This is a genomic window from Pseudoalteromonas sp. CNAT2-18.1, from assembly GCF_022347865.1.
Classification (GTDB): Bacteria; Pseudomonadota; Gammaproteobacteria; order Enterobacterales; family Alteromonadaceae; genus Pseudoalteromonas; species Pseudoalteromonas ruthenica.
The window spans coordinates 494,372-515,528 of sequence record NZ_JAKRFR010000002.1 but is presented as its reverse complement, the minus strand read 5'-3'; the positions used below and the strand labels follow the sequence as shown (position 1 = coordinate 515,528).

Sequence of the window (21,157 nt, the reverse complement as noted above, 5' to 3'; positions counted from 1 at the left end):
CAATGATTGAGCGGCTTTTTTATTCCCCTAGGCCCATATTAGGCAAGTGGCTATTTGATATTCACTTGTTGTACGTGCTGGTAACCATTGTCACTGAGCTCGTCATTGACACAGTCGAGCACATACTGATACTGGCTTTGCGCATCAATGTCATCTTCCGTGGCCCAGTCTAGGCACATCTGCGTGTGCTCCTTGATTATCTCCTCGGGGGCGACTGGTAGGTCATCGCTGGCAAAAGCACTTTGTAAGCCAATAGCAAACAGCGCACTTAAAACAAGGTATTTCATTGCATAGTTCCTCTTTGGAAAGTGCTTTATTTTTAGCTTAATCGTCGGTTTTTAGAAAGTGAGTTATTTTTATCGTCAAGATAACCGACGTTGTCCTTGGGTGAGCAACATGACTTTTGAACAAGCACAAAAAAAGCACCCCGTAGGGTGCTAAAAAATGTCACGTTTTATGACACAAGGGAAGGGGTTAAAGACGAGCAAACCAACAGCCAAATGCAGGTAAATGCAGTGTTTGGCCTTGCAATCGCCCAGTGTGATGGCGCAACGAATCTTGATATTGATGACTGGGCGCGTGCGTTACTTCGACACTCACGGGTTGCTCCGATAGGTTAAAATAACAACATATGGACTCATCACCGTGGTTGCGGATAAAGGCAAGAACGGGCTCATGAGTATCAATAAAGTGAATGTCACCTTCAACTAACGCACGATGCTGACGCCGCCAAGCCATAAATTCGCTGTAGGCATTGAGCGTTGAATGAGCATCCTGTTGTTGTTTGGCAACATGGTGTAGGCTGTGAGCATGACTTACTGGCAGCCATGGTTTTACCGTGCTAAACCCGGCGTGCTCACCGTCTTGCCAAGGCATCGGCGTGCGACAGCCATCACGGCCTTTAAAATTGGGCCAAAAAGTGATGCCATAGGGGTCTTGCAAATCTTCGAATGCAACATCCGCTTCGCCTAATGCCAGTTCTTCGCCTTGATACATGCATACACTGCCACGTAGGGAGCCAAGCAGTGCGGTCAACATTTTTACTTGTTCAGGGTTAACTTCGCCGTTTTTTGCCCAACGGCTGGCAACACGCTCCACATCATGATTACTAAACGCCCAGCAAGGCCAGCCCTCGAGCATATTCGCCTCTAAGGTCTCAACCGTTTTACGAATATAGGCGCTGCTGTAATCATCGGTTAGTAGCTCGAAACTATATCCCATATGCAGCTTGTCGCCGCCGCTGGTGTATTCGGCCATGGTCGCAAGGGAATCCTCAGACGAAATCTCCCCAAGTGCTACCGTGCCTGGGTATTTGTCGAGTAAGGCACGAATATCGCGCATAAAGTCGAGGTTTTCAGGTTGCGTGTTGTTGTAGTAGTGGTATTGAAAAGCGTACGGGTTATCTTCGCTAAAACCACGGCCTTGACGCTTTTCTTTTGGCTTTGCCGGGTTATCACGTAATTGAGCGTCGTGATAGCAAAAGTTAATGGCATCTAAGCGGAAGCCATCAACGCCTTTTTTAAGCCAAAACTCCACGTTATCCAGCACCGCTTGGCGCACTTGCGGGTTATGAAAATTAAGGTCTGGCTGCTCGGTGAGGAAGTTATGCAAATAATACTGTTCGCGACGAGGTTCCCATTGCCATGCCGGGCCGCCGAAAATGGATAGCCAATTGTTAGGCTGCGTGCCATCTTCTTTAGCGTCTGCCCACACGTACCAATCAGCATAGTCATTATTGTTTGATTCGCGGCTTTGCAAGAACCAGGGATGCTGATCAGAGGTGTGGCTCAATACCTGATCAATAATGATTTTAATATCGCGCTGATGTGCTTCGGCGATCAGTTCATCGAAGTCTGTAAGATCGCCAAAAATAGGGTCAATATCACGATAGTCGCTGATGTCATAACCGAAATCCTTCATTGGCGATTTGAAGAACGGTGAGATCCACACCGCATCCACACCCAAGCTTTTTATGTAATCAAGGCGGTTAATAATACCTCGGAGGTCGCCAATTCCATCGCCGTTTGTATCTTGAAAGCTGCGGGGGTAAATCTGATAAATTACCGCACCTTTCCACCAAAGAGGGTTCGCCATGTTTCGCTCCAGAACATCGGTTAATTTTTTTGCTTGGCAAAGAATACGGCAACCTCAGAACGCTTGTAAAAAATCTGCATACGTATGCATGATGTATTCGTATGCAAAAGCGCATTAGGTGGCTTTAGTGTTTGCTTGGCTTTGTCACCAAATTGATACCAAAAGGCTGTTTACCAATGGAAACAGTGCCAATGAGCTGGCTGGTTCCGGTAATCGGGTCTTGCACTTATTTAAGGCCATTCAGCCCACCAATGCACTAAAGTAGTGCGAAAATGAATGGTAAGACCAATTACCACGCCACTGTATGGGCTCTTACTATCATGTTCTCAATAGCCCTACTAGTAAGGGATGTGGGCTTATTTATGGGTTCAGGGGGCTGGCGTAGGCTAGGGCAGCGTATTGTTGGGGGTGTTAAATTGTAACTGTGCTGTAAAGGCTAGCAAGCTCGCATATTTACTGGATTGTTGCTAATTTTGATGTAACTAAAATGTAAAATATTGCAGCTGCAATTACATTGAATACGTATGCATAAGTTTGTTAATAATTTAAGACGAGCGTTAGTATTTTTTGCGACAACAACACGAGCCAAATTGGTGCAGCGCTAACTATCACCAATTGGTCCTAATAAAATGGTTAATCGGGATAAAACACTATGTCTATGTTCAAACCAAGTATGCTAACGCTTGCACTGTTGAGTGCCGGTTTAGGTAGCCAAGTCGCGTATGCTCAAGGCAACGAAGCGCAGGCGCAAGCCGATGAGCAGCAAGATGTTGAAGTGATTGAAGTACGTGGCTTTCGCCGCAGTGTCGTCGAGTCAATCAATACCAAGCGTTTTGCAACAGAAGTGGTAGAGTCAGTGTCTGCTGAAGACATTGGTAAATTACCAGATTCGTCTATTGCTGAATCTATTGCTCGCTTACCTGGTTTGACTGCACAGCGCTTAGACGGTCGCGCATCACGTGTCAGCGTACGTGGTTTTAGCGAAAACGAGAGCGCCACCACCTTTAATGGTCGTGAACAAGTCTCTATCAGCGACAACCGTGGCGTAGAATTCGACCTTTACCCGTCAGAAATTATGAGCGGTGTAACGGTCTATAAAACACCGAGTGCGTCACTTGATGCTGAAGGCATTGCCGGTGTTATCGATATGCAAACAGTCCGCCCGCTAAGCAAGGGCGAGCAGGTCATTCAGTTTAACGGCCAGCTTGAGCAAACTAGTTTCGATAAACTAAATCCAGACGGCGATGACAAAGGCTTCCGTGGTACGGTTTCTTACATTGATCAGTTCGCTGACGATACCTTTGGCGTTGCTTTTGCTTATACAACGATGAGTTCACCCAACCAAGAGAAACGTTGGAACTCATGGGGCTACCCTGAATTTACCACAGACTCAGGGGATACTTATTCAATCTTGGGTGGGGCGAAACCTTTTGTGCGCTCATCAACGCTCGAGCGTGACTCGGCGATGTTAGTGCTTGAATACGCGCCTACCAGCGACTTGAGCATGACCTTTGACGCGCTTTATGTTGATTTTACTGACGAAAAAATCCTTCGTGGTATTGAAGTCCCGTTTGCATGGGGTCAAGGCTCAATCTCTCCTGAGAGCGCAACGGTTGATGCAGACAGCGGCTTTATCACCAGCGCCTTAACAGAAGGTCAACGCGTTGTCGTTCGTAACGACTTTGAAGAGCGTAAAGCGGATCTGAGTCAGTTTGGCTTTAATGTAGAATACCTCCTTAGTAACGACTGGGAGCTGGAATTTGACGCCAGTCGCTCAGAAGTAGAGCGTCAAGTATGGAGTATCGAAAGCTACTCAGGTACAGGTCGTGGTGACAATAACGGTATTTCCGATAATATCGGTTATGCCTTTGATGATGGCAACACCGGCGCCCAATTCTCGCACCAGCTTGATTACAGCGACTTCAACCTTATTCAATTAGGTGGGCCTTTATCTTGGGGTTCTAGTGCGGCATTAAATAATCAATATGGCTTAACCGGCACGCCATATGAGAACACCGCGCAAGATGGCTTTATTAATGCCCCAGAAGTGGAAGACGAATTAACTACGTTGAAATTGGCCGCTAGCAAGGCAATGGATAACGCCTACATCAGCGGTGTGGAATTTGGCGTGTCTTATCGTGACCGTGAGAAAACCAAGGTCTCTGAAGGCTACTTTATGACTTTGGCTGATTTCTCTTACCCAGAAAACGTCGGCATGCTCGAAGTGCCTGAGCAGTATCGTCTTGGCAGCGCCGATTTAAGCTTTATTGGCATGGGCCCAATGGTCGCTTACGATACCCGTGCACTCGTGGATGACGGTTACTATAATCTGCTGCGTGAAAGCCTAACCGACTCTAAGCACTTAACACGTTCATGGACAGTGCAAGAAGAAGTCACCGCCGCTTTTGTACAAGCCAATATTAATGCAGAGCTAGGCGATATCCCAGTAACGGGTAATGTCGGTGTGCGTTATGTGTATACCAAACAGTCGTCACAGGGTAATGCCTTTAATGTCGTTGATGGCCTCGTTGTGGCCGAACCCACCGATATTAGCCACGACTACAGCAATGTGCTGCCGAGCCTAAACCTTAACTTTGCTCTAGATGAGCAGCAAACGCTGCGTTTTGGTGCGGCGAAAACCATCTCTCGTGCGCGCTTAGATGAAATGAATGCCTCAATCAGCGCGTCGTACAATGCCCAGCAGCCAGATGAAAACGGCAATTATTGGTCGGTATCCGGCGGCAACCCGGAGCTTGAACCCAAAGAGGCGACGGGCTTCGACTTAAGCTATGAGAACTACTTTAGTGAAGAAGGTTACTTCTCGGCAGCGGTGTTCTATAAAGACCTGAACCAATGGATTTTTGACGGTAACTATGAGATTGACATGAGCGGCGTGGCCGACCCGGCTACTGGTGAAATTCCACCAAACAGCACCGGTACCGGCTCAGGTAAAATCAATGGCGGTGGCGGTGACCTGTGGGGTTACGAGCTTTCCGTGGCATTACCGTTTAACTTATTCGCCGATGAGCTAGAAGGTTTTGGTCTACTGGCCAGCCATACCGGTGTTGAGCAGGATATGGAAGACCCCAATGGCAACGACTATGAATTGCCAGGTTTGTCTGACAGCATTCAAAGCTTAACCTTGTACTATGAGCGCTATGGCTTCACCGCACGTACGAGCATGCGTAAGCGTAGTGACTTTAAAGGCGATATCTACGGTGTGGGTTTCTCAACTGACCAAGTCGATATCCAAGGTGAAACCATCTGGGATGCACAGCTTGGGTATGACTTTGCTGATTCCGGTATTCAAGGCCTAGAGAGTCTAGAGATTACTTTCCAAGTGCAAAACATCACCGAAGAGCCGTTTATCTCGCTACAAGGTGACAATGCCCTGCAAGTACGTGATTACCAAGATTATGGTCGTACCTACTTGCTCGGTTTCAAGTATGAGCTATAACTCTTAACTGTCGTAACTTGTTTAAAAAGCCCTTGAATTTTCAAGGGCTTTTTTGAAGTTAACAGCTAATAGCGGGGCACACAGAGATGGCAAATATTAATCGGGTGGTGATCTTAGGAGGCGGCACAGCAGGGTGGTTGAGTGCCGCGTTGCTGGCAAAAATGCTGGGTAAACAGCTGAGCATCACCTTAGTGGAGTCCACGGATATTGGAACTGTCGGTGTCGGCGAAGCGACCATACCGCCGATTGTCGCCTTTAACAACGCCTTGGGGATTGATGAAAAAACGCTGATAAAGCGCACCGGGGCGACGATCAAATTGGGGATCCAGTTTGAAAACTGGGGCCGCAAGGGCGACAGCTACATGCATGCGTTTGGTCATTTAGGTAAAGCGCTGCCCTTTTGTGATTTTCATCACCTTTTTCACCATGCAAAAGAGCAAGGTCTTGGCCATTCGTTGTGGGATTACTCACTTAATTTCCAAGCAGCAAAAGCAGGGCGCTTTGCACCACTGCGGCATTTACCCAATACCCCGTTAGCCGGTACTGAGCATGCGTATCATTTTGACGCCAGCTTGTATGCGCAATTGTTGCGCGAGCGCGCCGAACACTTTGGCGTTCAGCGTATAGACGCTAAGGTTGATAAGGTTGATCAAAGTGATAACGGCGATGTGCAGGCGTTGGTGTTGCAATCAGGCGAGCGCGTAGAAGGGGACTTATTCATTGATTGCAGCGGTCAACGAGCACTGTTGATAGCGCAAACCTTAGGGGTCGGTTTTGAGGATTGGTCACACTGGTTACCGTGCGACCGTGCCATCGCTGTGCAATCGCATCACAGCGACGATAAAGACCCGCTACCTTATACCCGCTCCATCGCTCATGATAGCGGTTGGCAGTGGCAAATCCCGTTGCAGCATCGCGTTGGTAATGGCTTAGTTTACTGCTCTCGCTACCTCGATGACGACCAAGCCAAGGCGCAGTTACTGGCAAACCTTCCCGGTGAGGCATTGCATGAGCCCCGGGTGATCCCATTTCGCACTGGTGCTAGGCGCCAGCAATGGCACAAAAATGTGGTCGCCATCGGTTTAAGCAGTGGCTTCCTTGAGCCCCTTGAGTCCACCAGTATCCATTTGATTCAAACTGCGGTGATCCGCTTATTGAAACATTTTCCACACCAAGGCATTGCCCCCGCCTCGGTGCGTGCATTTAACCGCTTATTTAGCACCGAAATGGCGCAAATTCGCGACTTTATTATTCTCCATTATGCCCTCAATCAGCGCCAAGATAGTCGCTTTTGGCGTTACTGCGCCGATATGGAACTGCCGCCATCTCTCAGCGAGCGTATCGCCCAGTTCCAACAAAGCGGGCAAGTGCATCGTTATCAAGATGAACTCTTTGCCGAAGTGGCATGGCAGCAGGTATTGATCGGTCAAAACTGTTGGCCCCAACAGCATCACCCGCTGGCTGAGCAATTATCAAATGAGCAACTTGATGAATTACTGCAAAGTTTGCGCACACTGATTAATCAGGCAGTGCAAAGCATGCCGAGCCACCAACAATTTATTCAAAGGAATCTAAGCTAATGCGTGTATTTATGGTGTTATTGGCCTTATTGGCACTACCCTGTCAGGGCCTCGAAGTGGCGCCAAAACATTGGTGGGTAGGAATGCAAAACCCCGATGTACAATTGCTGCTGCATGCACCAAACAGCGCCCAGCGGCAGTGGCAGTTACGTCCATACGACGGCGTTAAACTAACGCGTCAGCACCATCTTGACTCCGACAACTACCAGTTTCTCAGCGTGCATATCGGTGCCCAGGCGCGTCCAGGCACACTGCAGTTTGTCGCCGACGATGGCGCGCAATTTGACTATCAACTCAAGGCGCGGGCGCACAATTCAAAGCAACGTCAAGGGTTTAGCCGCGATGATGTGATCTACCTTATTAACCCCGATCGCTTTGCCAACGGCGACGTGCATAACGATAACCACCCCAGTATGGTAGAAAAAGTCGACCGTCAGGCGCGCGACGGCCGCCGTGGCGGTGATTTACAAGGGATCACCGAGCGTCTCGATTACCTGCAGCGCATGGGCTTTACGCAACTATGGCTCACTCCAGCGCGAGAAAATAATATGGCCACAGGGTCATACCATGGGTATGCGATGACCAACCTGTATGCCATCGACCCGCGCATGGGCGGCAATGAGGCCTATTTTGATATGGTGGCGCAAGCCGCTGAGCGGGGTATCGGGGTGATCATGGATATGGTGCCCAATCACATTGGCGTTAATCACCCATGGGTAGCCGATAAACCGAGCCGAGATTGGATTAACAATGGCGGTGAGTTTTTGGCTAATAATCATCGTCGACAAACGGTGATGGACCCCCACAGCAGCGTATACGATCGCACTCGCTTTAACGATGCGTGGTTTGTACCAGCAATGCCCGACCTGAATCAGCGTGTAGACGAGCTGAGCACTTATTTGATTCAGCACAGTATATGGTGGATTGAGCAGGCCGGGCTTAGCGGTATTCGCGTCGATACCAATTCCTATTCCGATAAAGCCTTTATGGCCCGTTGGAGTCAGGCCATTATGGCCGAGTATCCCAACTTCAGTATTGTTGGTGAAGAGTGGACCACCAATCCAGGGATTATTGCTTATTGGCAGCGCGGCAAACACAACCAAGACGGTTTTAGCACCGCCATCAATTCAATGATGGACTTCCCGTTGCAAGCGGCTCTGGTCAAAGCCCTCAATGAAGAGCCCGGTTGGCACACCGGCTGGGTACGGGTGTATCAAAGTCTCGGTAATGATTTTATGTATGCCAACGCCGATGACTTGCTGGTGTTTGCCGATAACCATGATATGAGCCGCATATACACCCAGCTCGGGCAAAGCCTTAACAAAACCAAGCTGGCAATGACACTGATGCTTACTATTCGTGGCATTCCCCAAGTCTATTATGGTACGGAGGTGTTACTTGATAACACCCCTTCGGATGCCCATGGGGATATTCGTATTGAGTTCCCCGGCGGTTTCAGTGGCCATCAAGCCGATGCCATCACTGGGCAAGGCTTGAGCGCAGAGCAAACACAGATGCAAGGCTATCTACGCACCTTATTGCAGTTGCGCAAACAACATAGCGCGCTGCGTCAAGGTCGGATGGTGCACTTTGCTCCCAAGGACAATGTCTACCTGTATGCCCGTATTGATAATGAGCAGCGCATTGTGGTGATATTGAACAAAGGCGGTAAACAGCACCTAGAACTGGCACCTTATGCCGAGATTTTACAAGGCGCAAAGCAGGCCAAAAACCTGCTAAGTGGTGAGATGTTACGGTTAAATCAAACGCTGGCAATCGGCGCTGAACAAGCCATGATTTTAGCACTGCAATAGAGTGAATACGTATGCACGGCATATCAAAGGGGCCGTGGAGAACGTAGTATTTTTGTCATAAAAGAAATAACAAAGTGTACCCATGAAAGACAACAAGTTAACAACCACGCTACTGGCTGGGTCATTGGCTGTAGCCCTGCTAGGCTGCTCTGAAAACACCAGTTCCTCGCACAGTAAAGACGCTGAAAAAGAGCTGCAACAAGATGCCGAGCAAGTACAAAAGCCGGTGGTCTACCAAGTGTTTACGCGCTTATTTGGTAACACCAAGCAAACTAATAAACCATGGGGCACGCTCAGCGAAAATGGCGTAGGCAAATTTGCCGATTTTGATGACAAAGCCCTCGCGGGGATTAAAGAGTTGGGGGTGACTCATATTTGGTATACCGGGGTGTTACACCACGCCACGGTCACCGACTACAGTGACTTCGGACTACCAGGTGATGATCCTGATGTGGTCAAGGGGCGAGCGGGCTCACCCTATGCCATTAAAGATTATTATAACGTTAACCCCGACCTAGCGGCGAAACCAAGCGATCGCTTACAAGAGTTCGAGGCCTTGATTGCTCGTACTCATGAGCAGGGCATGAAAGTGCTTATCGATATTGTGCCTAACCATGTCGCGCGTGATTATCACTCGGTATCTAAGCCCGAGGGAGTAGCGGATTTCGGCGCCAATGACGATACCAGCGTCAGCTATCGCCGCGATAACAACTTTTATTATGTGGTCGGTGAGTCATTTCAGGTACCGCAGTCGCCGCAGTATCAAGTACTCGGGGGGGTGAGCCACCCCAAGGCCGATGGCCACTTTGCGGAAACCCCAGCGAAATGGACCGGCAATGGCGCGCGCAAGGCGCAGCCTGATATCAACGATTGGTACGAGACGGTAAAGATCAATTATGGTGTCAAACCCGATGGCAGCTATGACTTCCCGCGTTTGCCTGAGGACTATGCGAACAAAGATTACCGTGCTCACTACCAGTTTTGGCAAGATAAATCCCTACCGGATAGCTGGTATAAATTCCGTGATATCACTCAGTACTGGTTGGCCAAAGGCGTGGATGGCTTTCGCTATGATATGGCAGAAATGGTGCCGGTAGAGTTTTGGAGCTTCCTAAACTCCGCTATTAAAATGACCAACCCCGATGCCTTCTTACTTGCCGAAGTGTATAACCCAAGCCTATATCGCCCTTATATTCACCAAGGGAAAATGGATTACCTGTACGACAAGGTGGGTTTCTATGACACCTTAAAGGCCATTATTCAGGGCCAACAAGGTGCGGATACTTTGCTTGCTAAGCACCAAGAGGTGGCGGATATTGAGCAGCACATGTTGCACTTTTTAGAAAACCACGACGAGCAGCGTATCGCCAGCAGCGATTTTGCCGGCGACATGAACTGGGGCAAGCCCGCGATGACGGTATCGACCTTAATCGGGCGCTCGCCAAGCATGCTCTATTTTGGCCAAACGGTGGGCGAGGATGGCTCTGAAGAGCCCGGGTTTGGCGACCCAACGCGCACCAGTATTTTTGACTACATTGGGGTGCCTGCTCATCAACAGTGGATGAACAATGGCGCTTTTGACGGTGCACTGCTGAGCCCAGAGCAGCGCCAATTACGGCAGTTTTATGTCCAACTTATGGCCCTTAATTCGTTGCCTGCCATTGTCGGCGGTGAGCTGCAAAGCGTTGCCAACTCACAACCAAAGCAGGTGGTTAGCTTTGTGCGCCAACTTGCGCAGCAGCGCATTCTCGTGGTGGCTAACTTCGCGCAGCAGCCACAGTCTGTGCGTATTGATATCGCCAGTGACGAGGGGGAAACCTTATTAGGCACAGAGCCACAGTTCGATGCCCAAGGTATCAGCTTAACACTGCCATATCAGGGTGTCAGTGTGGTGCAATTAGGAAGTAAACAATAATGCAAAATGAAAGACCCAGCTTAAGCTTTTGGCAAATATGGAATATGTGCCTCGGATTCATGGGGATCCAGTTTGGCTTTGCGTTGCAAAACGCTAATGTCAGCCGCATTTTCCAAACGCTCGGAGCAAAAATCGATGACATCCCCATTTTATGGGTGGCGGCGCCGCTTACCGGGCTTATCGTGCAACCCATTATTGGCTATATGAGTGATAAAACCTGGGGGCGCTTAGGACGTCGCCGTCCGTATTTCTTTTACGGTGCGATCGTCACTACGGCGGCCTTAGTGGTAATGCCTAACTCACCAACACTGTGGGTCGCGGCGGGCATGTTATGGATTATGGATGCGTCAATTAATGTGACCATGGAACCCTTTCGTGCATTAGTCGGTGATAATTTGCCGAACAGGCAACGTGCGCTCGGCTACTCACTACAAAGCTTTTTCATTGGCGTGGGTGCGGTGGTCGCTTCCAGTTTACCGTGGATCTTAAGCAATTGGTTTGATGTCAGTAATACCGCTGCCGCCGGGGTGATTCCTCCGTCAGTGCAGTATGCTTTTTACGTCGGCGGTGCGTTTTTGTTGGGATGTGTTATGTGGACGGTGTTCACCACCAAGGAATACAGCCCAGAGCAACTCGCGGCGTTTAATGACGACGCACAGGCCAATGCCACAATCGATACCACGCAGGTCATTAACTTTGCTCGCACTTTAGTGGTTAGCGGCCTATCAGGGGCGGCGATTATCGCAGCCGTTGGGGTGATGGACTTAGAGAAAGAGTTGTACTTGCTCGGGGGCTTACTGCTGGCCTTTGCCATGTTACAAGGCATCGCCGCTTGGCAACAGCGCCAAGGCTACACAGGGAACGGTTTCTTCGCGGTGGTACACGATGTTTTCACTATGCCCAAGGCCATGCGTCAACTTGCTTGGGTGCAGTTTTTTAGCTGGTTTTCGCTCTTTGCGATGTGGATTTACACCACGGCTGCGGTGACCAGCCATCACTATGGCAGTGTTGATGTTACTTCTAAAGCGTACAATGATGGTGCTGACTGGGTTGGCGTGCTGTTTGCCGCCTATAACGGCTTTGCTGCGCTGGCCGCACTGGTGATCCCGGTGATGGTGAAGCGCGTCGGTATTCGCATCGCCCATGCCGTTAACCTGCTCTTAGGGGCACTGTCGCTGGCCAGCTTTTTGGTTATTAGTGACCCGGCCTGGCTGATGCTGCCTATGGTGGGAATTGGCTTTGCGTGGGCGTCTATTCTTTCGTTGCCTTATGCCATGCTTTCGAGCGCGCTACCAAGCTCGAAAATGGGCGTGTATATGGGTATTTTCAATTTCTTTATCGTTATTCCGCAGTTGCTTGCAGCCAGTATTCTCGGGCTTATTTTAAAGCATGGCTTTGCCAATCAACCTATTTACGCGCTCATCATTGGTGGCGTGTCTTTTGTGTTGGCAGCGCTTGCACTTACGCGGGTGAAACTTAATCATTAATCTAAGGGTGATACAGTGAAAGTATTAAACGCAATTGCCAGTGCCATGGTACTGGCAACGGTGGCGGGATGTAACAGTGCCGCCCCCACAGCGAACAGCGATAGCGCGCCAGGGGCTCCTGGCGATAAACCGTTTTGGGCGTATTCGGGCAAAACCGGTATTGGTACCTCTTATGAGGCTTATCAACAAGGCCGTTACGATGACAACAGTGCCACAGGCACAGTATCAAAAGTGTGGTTTTCCTTGGCAAAAGGGATGATCACCGAAACCATGTTTGGGTTGATTCACCAAGCGCAAATTCGTGACATGCAATTTATTGTCAGTGGTGCGGACTTCGTTGTCGCTGAAAGCGATGGTCTTAGCAATCGCGTGGAATACCTTGATGTCGATCCCCAAGGGCGACCGACATCATTGGCATACCGGGTAACCAGTGAGGATAGCCAAGGGCGCTTTCGCATTATTAAAGATATCTTTACCGACCCGGATGCGCAGTCACTGATGGTGCGCGTGCGTTTTCAGGCCAATGAGCCGGGGCTGCGAGCACATGTGCAGGTGAACCCTTATGTGAATAATGATGGCGTTGACGACCGGGCCAAAGTTGCCGACGATGCCCTTATTGCTTATTCCGGAGCCCATTACCTAAGCTTGCAAAGCGCCAAGGGTCTTAGTGACGGCTCCGTTGGTTTTGTTGGTCAATCGGATCGCTACTCGCAGCTTAAAGCGCGCGGCGAGTTCACGCGTTATCAAAGCACTGGCGAGCAAGCGGGGAATGTCGCCATGAGTGCCACACTCGGCGAGATAAGCGAAAACAGCCAGTTTGATCTGGTGTTAAGTTATGGCAGCAGTGAGCAAGAGGCGCTTGCCCAGGGTCAAAAGACACTGAAGCGCGGCTATGACAAGGTGCTTGCGCACTATAATGGGGATGGCGATGCCATTGGCTGGCAGGATTATTTGCAGAGCTTGCAGCTCGAGCGTCTCTATGATGCCAGCACCGATGGCGGCAAATTACTCAATACCAGTGCCTTGGTGCTCAAAGCGCAGGAAGACAAAACCCATGCTGGGGCATTGATTGCCTCTTTATCAAACCCATGGGGTGATACCGTGGCCGCAGAGCAAGGACATACTGGCTATAAGGCGGTATGGGTACGCGACTTTTATCAAGTTGCTATGGCGTTTTTAGCAATGGGGGATACGCAAACGGCAAAAGCGGCGTTTAACTATTTACCTAAGGTCCAGGTACGAGAGGATACCCCAGGCAACCAAGGCGATACCGGCTGGTTTTTACAAAAGACCCATGTTGACGGTGAATTAGAGTGGGTGGGGGTGCAACTGGATCAAACCGCAATGCCCATCATGCTCGCCTGGAAACTATACAAAGGTGGGGTGCTGTCGAAAAACGAACTCACTCAGTGGTATCGTACCATGCTGCAGCCGGCTGCAGACTTCTTGGTCGAAGGGGGACTGGCAAAAATCCTGTGGAATGACACCCAGATCACCCCGCCTTATACGCAGCAGGAGCGTTGGGAAGAGCAAGCAGGCTACTCGCCTTCTACTACCGCCGCCGTAGTAGCTGGATTGATCAGTGCCGGGGAAATTGCCAAGCTAAGCGGTGATACCGACAGTGCCCAGCGTTATTTGGCAACGGCGAAGCAGTATGAGCAAGACATTGAAGCCTTGATGTTTACCAGTAAAGGTACATTAACGGGTGAAGCCAGCGATGGCCGCTATTTTGTGCGTATCGCTCAGGATGAAAATACCAATGGCGATACCCTGCTGGCAGCAAACAATGGTCGTGCCGGTATGGACAAAAAGCAGATTTTAGATGGCGGCTTTTTAGAACTGGTGCGCTATGGCGTGCGTGGTGCAGACAGCGAGTCGGTGATGGCGTCTCTGCCTGAGTACGACGACCAAAGTCTCGTCGATAATCTGCGAGTCAAATATACCTTTACCGATGAGCAGGGGCGGGCCTATCCCGGTTGGCGTCGCTATGGTAATGATGGTTACGGCGAAGATGAAAAACGGGGCAGCAACTATGCCGAGGGCGGCAACAATACCGATGGTCAGCGCGGTCGGGTATGGCCCTTTTTCACCGGTGAGCGGGGTCACTATGAAATTGCCGCAGCCAATGCCGTACGTGGTGGGCTCACAGCGAAAGACTATCAGCGTATTCAGCACACCTATGTGTTCGGTATGGAAGCCTTTGCTAATAAGGGCATGATGCTGCCAGAGCAAGTGTGGGATGGTGTCGGTGTCAACCCGTTTGGCTATGAGCTTGGCGAGGGCACAAACTCGGCCACGCCACTGGCGTGGACTCACGCCGAATACGTGAAGCTACTGCGTTCATTGACTGATAAGACAGTATGGGACCATTACCCCATTGTTGAGCAAGCGTTGCAGTAAACGACCTTGAGAAATACAAGCCGCTGGCGTTATCGCAGCGGCTTTTTTTGTGATTAACTTATTGGCAACAGGCTGCGAGCAGTGGTACTACCGGCTGGATTGGCGCACGATAAGCTGCGGTGGCAAAATGCTATTCGCTAAGTCGACTTCTTGCTCACCGATCAGGCTGAGTAAGTTAGCCACCAACATCTGTCCGGCCAAAGTGGTATTTTGTTGGACGGTAGACAGCGGGGGCGTACAGAAGCGGGCCACAGCTAAGTCATCGAAACCAACGACAGACACATCATGGGGGACCCGAAGTCCCGCCTCTTGCAAAGCACGAATAGCGCCTATGGCGATTAAGTCGCTAGCACCGAATAAAGCGTTAAAGGTAATGTTGTTGGCCAGTAAGGATTTGGTTGCTTGATAACCGGATTCTTCGGTAGAAATAGCGGTGGCCATTTTACGCTCGCTTACATGTTTGCCGTTATCTTGTAAGCGCTGCTCGAAGCCCTTAAAGCGAGCGCTAAATTCTGGGCTGTGGTGTGAGGCATCTCCAATAAACGCACAATCAGTGCGACCCAATTCAATAAAGTGCTCTGCCACTAAGCGCCCCCCATACTGGTTATCACAGCTTACTGTGAGCTCTGGACGGCCATCCACATTAGCGCCCCAGCAAACGAACTTAGTATTGGTATCTAATAAGCGGGCGAATTTGGCTTGGTAGTCAATGTAATCCCCGTAGCCAAGCAAAATAATGCCATCGGCACGATGACTTTCAGCGTAATCGGCGTGCCAGTCATTACTACTGGATTGAAAGGACACTAACAGGTCATAGCCTTCTTTGGCGCAAGCGCGGGTAATAGATCCCAGCATGGATAAAAAGAAAGGGTTAATTTGCGACTCGTCTGAGGTGGGGTCTTCAAATAAGAGTACTGCTAGGGTCGAGCTTTGTTGCGCCCGTAAATTGCTGGCGTTCTTATCCACCTTGTAATTAAGCTTGCGCGCGACTTCAACCACTTTACGCCGTGTCTCCTCATTTACCAATGGGCTCCCTCGTAGGGCACGGGAAACCGTGGACTGAGAAACCCCAGCATAATGGGCAATGTCGAAAGAGGTGGCTTTACCTTTCATGTATTTCCTCATAGAGCGCTCGCAATAGTCCACGACAATACAGCCAAGTACCATTAAAGAGAAGCGAAGTGTCTGCAAAAAACGGGCATTTTGCTACATTTTTGCCGCAAACTGAAAATTTTTATTGATTCATAGCTGACACCGGTGTCATAATGTCGGCGTTTTATCATTTTGTTGTCACAAAACGGTTTGGCTGCCCGCTGCCCGGGCAGCACTTTTTTCAGTAGCGCGAAAAAAGTACAGCTAACATAAAGTTAATAAGTTTATACCAGTTAAGTCAATGGTGAAGAAAAGCGCGGCCTACACACCCACACCATGACGCTGGATAAATAACAAGAGAATACATTATGAGTCCAGCGAGTACACAGGCAGAGAGCAAGGTGCCATTCGCACCCATTTTGGTCGCTGATATTGGCGGCACTAATGCGCGTTTTGCGCTGATCACCGACTACCTCCCCAACGACAACGAGTTTGTCATTAGCCATCGCCATACCTTTCCTAGCAGCGATTTCAGCACCTTTGAAGATGCGATTAGTGAATACCTAGCGCAATTATCAGAAATCACTATAAGCCGTGCATGCCTCGCCGTTGCAGGGCCAGTTAAGGGTGAAGAAGTGATGCTGACTAATCTCGGCTGGCACTTCAACGTCACCCAGTTAAAGGCGCGCTTCGACTTTAGCAATTTACAGGTTATCAATGACTTCGCGGCGTTTGCCTATGCCGCGCCTTATCTTAATGCCAGCGATAACATTGTTGTTAAACAAGGCCAAGCACAGGCACAGGCTAATATTGCCGTGTTTGGTCCTGGCACCGGTTTCGGTGCTGCGTGTTTAGTGCGCTCTCAAGGTAATCAAGCGGTGATGAGCTGTGAAGCAGGGCATATTAGTCTTGCACCAGTGACAGAGCTGGACCGACAACTCCATAACGTGCTGCGCGATGAGTTGCAGCATGTTTCGGTAGAAAATGTCTTTGCCGGCCCCGGCATAGCAAGGCTGTATCAGGCCATGGCTAAGGTTGAGGGGGCGCAGGTCAATGAACTCGATGCAGCGCAAATTGCTGCACTTGCACAAAGTGGTGAATGCCATATCGCTACCAAAACACTGAATCACTTCTGTGACTGGATAGGCAGTGTGGCTGGTGATATCGCCTTGAGCTTTGGCGCTCTGGGCGGAGTGTATATTGGCGGTGGCATTTTGCCGCGCATGCACGAGCGCTTGCTTAATAGTCGCTTTAACGAGCGTTTTATCGCCAAAGGCATGATGTCACAGTACAATAGTCAAATTCCGGTGACCTTGGTGTGCCAAGAGAATATTCCTTTTATTGGCGCTGCGGCGTGTATCCACCAAGGGCAGAGTAAGGACTAAGTTGCGCGGATTATGAAAAAGATAACAATTAATAGTGTTGCCAGTTACGCCGGCGTATCCAAAAAAACTGTGTCTCGGGTATTAAATAACGAGCCTAATGTCAGCGATGCGACCCGAGAAAAGGTGCTTAAAGCCTTTAAAGAGCTGGATTATACGCCGAATCCCATTGCCCGGGGTCTAGCGCGCAATCGCAGCTTTATTATTGGTTGTCTTTACGATAATCCGTCAAAAAGTTACATCACGCGTTTGCAAAGCGGTGCACTGGCAGCGTGCCATGAGCATGGCTTTAATTTGTTGATCCATCCTTGTGAGTTGCGCGCAGAGGCGTTACTTGAAAATATAGAACAGCTGCTGCAAACCTCGCGTCTAGATGGTTTGGTATTGACTCCACCATTTTCAGATCACGCGGAGTTGGTGGCGTTTTTGCGCAAAAAAGGCGTGCCATTTGCCCGTGTCGCCTCGGTGAAACTTGATGACGACTCTATTTCTGTGCGCAGTAATGACGAGCAGGGCGCTTTTGAGATCACCGAGCTATTGATTAATATGGGGCACAAAGATATCGCCTTTATCAAAGGTCACCCCGATCACAGTGCTACCGAGCAGCGCTTTAATGGTTATCGACGAGCGCTCAAGCAACACGGTATTGAATATCAAGAACGGCTAGTGGAAGAGGGTAACTTCTCCTACCATTCTGGTGCCGACAGTGCACGCACCATTTTACATTTAGACCCTCGGCCTACGGCGGTTTTTGCCTCGAACGATTACATGGCCGCAGCGGCGCTCAAGTTAGCAACGCAAATGAACTTGAAAGTACCGGATGATATTTCCATTGCAGGTTTCGATAACGCGCCGATAGCCCGTCATATTTGGCCCGGTTTGACGACCATCGCGCAACCGGTTGAGGAAATGACGCGTCTTGCGGTTGACCACCTGATAGAGCAAATCAATCATGCCACCGATGAGCAGCAAGAGGGCGAGCAGCGTCAACCTCTGCAGCTGACCCTCGAAGCCGAATTGATTACTCGTGAGTCCACGGCGGCACCGAAAGCCTAAATAGCAACCAAATCCCAATTGCAACTGGCCCATATTCAGCTCGCTGATATGGGCCTTTTTGTGATCTAACCAACTATACTTTGAGTCACATTACACCCTGACTAGCGCTGTTATTTTTTCGTTTTTATTTGGTAAATAACTCGCAACATAGAAATTTTAAACTAAATTTATAGACAGGGTTGACACCGGTGTCAAAGGTGTGAGTTAATAACCCTGACACCGGTGTCAGCTTGGTTGTGAGAGACGAGTTGGCAGCGTACCTTTGAACGGGTAAATCAAAGCTGCTCAGTACTTCATTGCCTTGGAGTCGGTATTGAAGTACTGAGCCTTTTATCCACCAACGGCAAGAAGAGCAGAATTATGTTGCATCCGCGTATTAAAGAAGTCACCGAACGAGTTATAGAGCGCAGCAAGGCGACACGCCAAGCGTATCTAGCTCGTATGAACGAAGCCAAATCTCAAGAGCGCGTTCGAGCCGGTATCGGGTGTGGCAATTTGGCCCACGTGATGGCCGCCTGTAGCAGCGACGATAAAGCCCGCTTAAGTGGCGACGAAAAACCAAACCTCGCTGTCATTAACGCCTACAATGACATGCTTTCCGCGCATGTACCTTATAAAGAATACCCTGACCTTATTAAACAAGTAGCGAAAAAGTTTGATGCCACTGCGCAAGTCGCTGGTGGCGTACCTGCGATGTGTGATGGTGTCACCCAAGGCCGTGATGGCATGGACCTTTCGTTATTCTCCCGTGATGTTATCGCTATGTCCACGGCAGTGGCATTGTCTCATGATGTATTTGATGGCGTGTTTTGCCTCGGGGTGTGCGACAAAATCGTCCCAGGCCTAGTGATTGGTGCCTTATCATTCGGCCATTTACCGGTTTACTTTTTACCTGCAGGGCCGATGCCTTCAGGCATTCCAAATAAAGAAAAAGCCCGTATTCGTCAAAAATTCGCGCAAGGATTAGTGAGCCGTGAAGAGCTCCTTAAGGCCGAGAGTGAGTCTTATCATAGTGCCGGTACATGTACCTTCTATGGCACCGCAAACTCCAACCAAATGCTAATGGAAATCATGGGCTTACATTTACCTGGAAGCTCTTTCATTAATCCTTATACAGAGTTACGCGATGGCCTCACTGCCAATGCGGTAGAAACCATGCTTAAGCAACTCGTAGAGAGTAAAGACGCAGTGCCCATGGCCGAGGTGATGAGCGAGAAAACCATCATTAATGGTCTAGTTGGTCTACTGGCGACGGGTGGTTCAACCAACCATGCCATTCACCTTGTGGCTATTGCCAAGGCTGCAGGGGTGGAATTGACGTGGAAAGACATGTCTGACCTATCTGAAATCGTGCCACTGTTGACGCGTATTTACCCCAACGGCCATGCCGATGTGAACCATTTCCAAGCCGCAGGCGGCATGGGCTTTTTAATGAAGCAACTACGTGATAAAGGCCTGTTGCATAACGATGTAAAAACCATTCTTGGAGAAGGGCTCGACCCTTACACCACTGAGCCTCGCTTAGATAAAGATAGTAACCTGATCGTTTCTGACGCCAGCGGCCCAAGCAAAGTGAAGTGGGTGCCATGCCCTGACAATTCACATGATGAGGACGTGTTACGTCCAGCGGATAATCCTTTCCATCGTAGCGGTGGTTTACAGTTATTAAGCGGTAATTTAGGTAAAGCAGTCATTAAAGTGTCTGCGGTCCAAGAGCAGCACCAAGTAGTGAGTGCGCCAGCCAAGGTGTTCTCAGATCAGGCCGAGCTTCAAGCCGCCTTTGGTCGTGGTGAATTAAACCAAGACTTTATCGCAGTTATCAAAGAGCAAGGTCCAAAAGCCAAAGGTATGCCGGAGTTACATAAGCTGACACCCGTTATGGCCAGCCTGCAAGACCAAGGTTATAAAGTGGCGATTGTCACTGACGGGCGCATGTCTGGTGCATCAGGCAAAGTGCCTGCGGCGATTCACTTGGCGCCCGAGGCAGTTGAAGGTGGCCTAATCGCAAAAATTCGCGAAGGCGATTTAATTACCTTAGATGCGCCAAGCGGCGAGCTAAAAGTACACGTCAGCGATGAAGAGCTTGCCCAGCGTGAAGTGGAGCTGGTGCACACAGGGCCAACCTTTGGCACCGGTCGTGAGCTTTTCGCTGGTTTTAGAAATATTGTCAGCAGTGCAGATTTAGGCGCGAGCGCCTTTGCGCCAGCTTACGAACAACAATAATTGCGCTGGGAATGAGGACAAACTATGTCAATTGAACAGATTTTAACATCGGCACCAGTCGTGCCAGTGGTTGTTATCGACCGCTTAGAAGATGCCGAGCCGCTAGCGAAAGCTTTATATAACGGCGGTCTTAAAGCACTGGAGATCACCTTGCGTACACCCGTTGCTGCAGAAGCAGTAAAGGTGATGAAACAGGCCGTCCCTGATGCGTATGTAGGCACCGGTACGGTGATTGATAAAGCCACATTTGATGCCTCTATTGCAGCCGGAGCTGACTTTATGGTCAGTCCCGGTGTTAACGACCAACTGCTAGAGCTTGCTAGCCAGTGCGATACCCCTTTCTTGCCCGGAGCGGCCACGCCAAGCGAAGTAATGAGGCTCGCTGAGCGTGGCTTCTCTTTTTTGAAGTTTTTCCCTGCCCAGGCAGCAGGAGGCCCAGCGATGCTTAAGTCTATTGGTGGGCCATTACCTGGAGTGAAGTTTTGCCCTACAGGTGGCATTAGTTTAGATACCGCACCCCAGTATTTGGCCCTTAACAACGTAGTCTGTGTGGGCGGAACTTGGATGCTAGATAAAACACTTATTGAAAAACAGGACTGGCACGCAATTGAGCAGCTCGCACGTCAAGCCAGCCAACTGAAATAGTCGAGGGGAGAG

At 49.7% G+C, this 21,157-nt stretch carries 13 protein-coding genes; 10 read left to right on the top strand and 3 right to left on the bottom strand.

Going from position 1 to position 21,157, the window contains the following annotated elements; genetic code table 11:
* Positions 1 to 50: 50 nt before the first annotated feature.
* Together MHM94_RS05730 and MHM94_RS05725 are read right to left on the bottom strand one after the other, a co-directional pair.
* Positions 51 to 287, bottom strand: coding sequence for a hypothetical protein (locus MHM94_RS05730; protein WP_022945095.1), 237 nt, complete (start codon positions 285 to 287; stop codon positions 51 to 53).
* A gap of 187 nt (positions 288 to 474) precedes the next feature.
* Positions 475 to 2,094 carry an alpha-glucosidase family protein gene (locus MHM94_RS05725; RefSeq protein WP_235418911.1) on the bottom strand — a complete coding sequence of 540 codons (1,620 nt, stop codon included), beginning with the start codon at positions 2,092 to 2,094 and terminating at the stop codon, positions 475 to 477.
* A gap of 652 nt (positions 2,095 to 2,746) precedes the next feature.
* Between MHM94_RS05725 and MHM94_RS05720 the strand changes: the two genes are divergently transcribed.
* From MHM94_RS05720 to MHM94_RS05695, 6 genes are all read left to right on the top strand, one after another.
* Positions 2,747 to 5,551 (top strand): TonB-dependent receptor, encoded by a 2,805-nt coding sequence (locus MHM94_RS05720; protein WP_235418912.1) that lies wholly within the window; start codon positions 2,747 to 2,749, stop codon positions 5,549 to 5,551.
* Positions 5,552 to 5,637: 86 nt separating this feature from the next.
* Positions 5,638 to 7,131 (top strand): tryptophan halogenase family protein, encoded by a 1,494-nt coding sequence (locus MHM94_RS05715; RefSeq protein ID WP_235418913.1) that lies wholly within the window; start codon positions 5,638 to 5,640, stop codon positions 7,129 to 7,131.
* A complete protein-coding gene (locus MHM94_RS05710) occupies positions 7,131 to 8,945 on the top strand; it encodes a glycoside hydrolase family 13 protein (protein ID WP_235418914.1) in 1,815 nt (604 codons plus the stop codon). The genes MHM94_RS05715 and MHM94_RS05710 overlap by 1 nt, the downstream gene beginning before the upstream one ends.
* 82 nt (positions 8,946 to 9,027) lie before the next feature.
* Positions 9,028 to 10,860, top strand: a complete 1,833-nt coding sequence (locus MHM94_RS05705) for an alpha-amylase family glycosyl hydrolase (protein WP_235418915.1) — start codon at positions 9,028 to 9,030, stop codon at positions 10,858 to 10,860.
* Positions 10,860 to 12,347 carry an MFS transporter gene (locus tag MHM94_RS05700; protein WP_235418916.1) on the top strand — a complete coding sequence of 496 codons (1,488 nt, stop codon included), beginning with the start codon at positions 10,860 to 10,862 and terminating at the stop codon, positions 12,345 to 12,347. Before MHM94_RS05705 ends, MHM94_RS05700 begins: the two co-directional genes overlap by 1 nt.
* A gap of 45 nt (positions 12,348 to 12,392) precedes the next feature.
* Positions 12,393 to 14,747: a glucan 1,4-alpha-glucosidase gene (locus MHM94_RS05695; RefSeq protein ID WP_235419146.1), complete on the top strand. Its 2,355-nt coding sequence runs from the start codon at positions 12,393 to 12,395 to the stop codon at positions 14,745 to 14,747.
* A gap of 87 nt (positions 14,748 to 14,834) precedes the next feature.
* On the opposite strand, the gene MHM94_RS05690 is transcribed toward MHM94_RS05695, so the two are convergent.
* Positions 14,835 to 15,860, bottom strand: a complete 1,026-nt coding sequence (locus tag MHM94_RS05690; protein WP_022945103.1) for a LacI family DNA-binding transcriptional regulator — start codon at positions 15,858 to 15,860, stop codon at positions 14,835 to 14,837.
* A gap of 347 nt (positions 15,861 to 16,207) precedes the next feature.
* On the opposite strand from MHM94_RS05690, the gene glk reads away from it, so the two are divergent.
* The 4 genes from glk (at position 16,208) to MHM94_RS05670 (ending at position 21,145) form a co-directional block, all read left to right on the top strand.
* The gene (gene glk / locus MHM94_RS05685) at positions 16,208 to 17,224 is read left to right on the top strand and encodes a glucokinase (protein WP_022945104.1); all 1,017 of its coding nucleotides are present in this window, start codon (positions 16,208 to 16,210) and stop codon (positions 17,222 to 17,224) included.
* A 12-nt stretch (positions 17,225 to 17,236) separates the two neighbouring features.
* Positions 17,237 to 18,277, top strand: coding sequence for a LacI family DNA-binding transcriptional regulator (locus tag MHM94_RS05680; protein WP_138547440.1), 1,041 nt, complete (start codon positions 17,237 to 17,239; stop codon positions 18,275 to 18,277).
* A gap of 360 nt (positions 18,278 to 18,637) precedes the next feature.
* On the top strand, positions 18,638 to 20,500 hold the full coding sequence (gene edd / locus MHM94_RS05675; RefSeq protein WP_045978380.1) for a phosphogluconate dehydratase: 1,863 nt from the start codon (positions 18,638 to 18,640) through the stop codon (positions 20,498 to 20,500).
* A 24-nt stretch (positions 20,501 to 20,524) separates the two neighbouring features.
* On the top strand, positions 20,525 to 21,145 hold the full coding sequence (locus MHM94_RS05670) for a bifunctional 4-hydroxy-2-oxoglutarate aldolase/2-dehydro-3-deoxy-phosphogluconate aldolase (RefSeq protein WP_022945107.1): 621 nt from the start codon (positions 20,525 to 20,527) through the stop codon (positions 21,143 to 21,145).
* Positions 21,146 to 21,157 lie beyond the last annotated feature (12 nt).

Excerpts from the sequence above, each read along its gene's own strand:
- MHM94_RS05720 (WP_235418912.1), top strand. The coding sequence starts at position 2,747 with ATGTCTATGTTCAAACCAAGTATGCTAACGCTTGCACTGTTGAGTGCC.
- MHM94_RS05695 (WP_235419146.1), top strand. The coding sequence starts at position 12,393 with ATGGTACTGGCAACGGTGGCGGGATGTAACAGTGCCGCCCCCACAGCG.
- MHM94_RS05725 (WP_235418911.1), bottom strand. The coding sequence starts at position 2,094 with ATGGCGAACCCTCTTTGGTGGAAAGGTGCGGTAATTTATCAGATTTAC.
- MHM94_RS05690 (WP_022945103.1), bottom strand. The coding sequence starts at position 15,860 with ATGAAAGGTAAAGCCACCTCTTTCGACATTGCCCATTATGCTGGGGTT.
- MHM94_RS05680 (WP_138547440.1), top strand. The coding sequence starts at position 17,237 with ATGAAAAAGATAACAATTAATAGTGTTGCCAGTTACGCCGGCGTATCC.
- MHM94_RS05710 (WP_235418914.1), top strand. The coding sequence starts at position 7,131 with ATGCGTGTATTTATGGTGTTATTGGCCTTATTGGCACTACCCTGTCAG.
- glk (WP_022945104.1), top strand. The coding sequence starts at position 16,208 with ATGAGTCCAGCGAGTACACAGGCAGAGAGCAAGGTGCCATTCGCACCC.
- edd (WP_045978380.1), top strand. The coding sequence starts at position 18,638 with ATGTTGCATCCGCGTATTAAAGAAGTCACCGAACGAGTTATAGAGCGC.
- MHM94_RS05705 (WP_235418915.1), top strand. The coding sequence starts at position 9,028 with ATGAAAGACAACAAGTTAACAACCACGCTACTGGCTGGGTCATTGGCT.
- MHM94_RS05715 (WP_235418913.1), top strand. The coding sequence starts at position 5,638 with ATGGCAAATATTAATCGGGTGGTGATCTTAGGAGGCGGCACAGCAGGG.
- MHM94_RS05730 (WP_022945095.1), bottom strand. The coding sequence starts at position 287 with ATGAAATACCTTGTTTTAAGTGCGCTGTTTGCTATTGGCTTACAAAGT.
- MHM94_RS05670 (WP_022945107.1), top strand. The coding sequence starts at position 20,525 with ATGTCAATTGAACAGATTTTAACATCGGCACCAGTCGTGCCAGTGGTT.
- MHM94_RS05700 (WP_235418916.1), top strand. The coding sequence starts at position 10,860 with ATGCAAAATGAAAGACCCAGCTTAAGCTTTTGGCAAATATGGAATATG.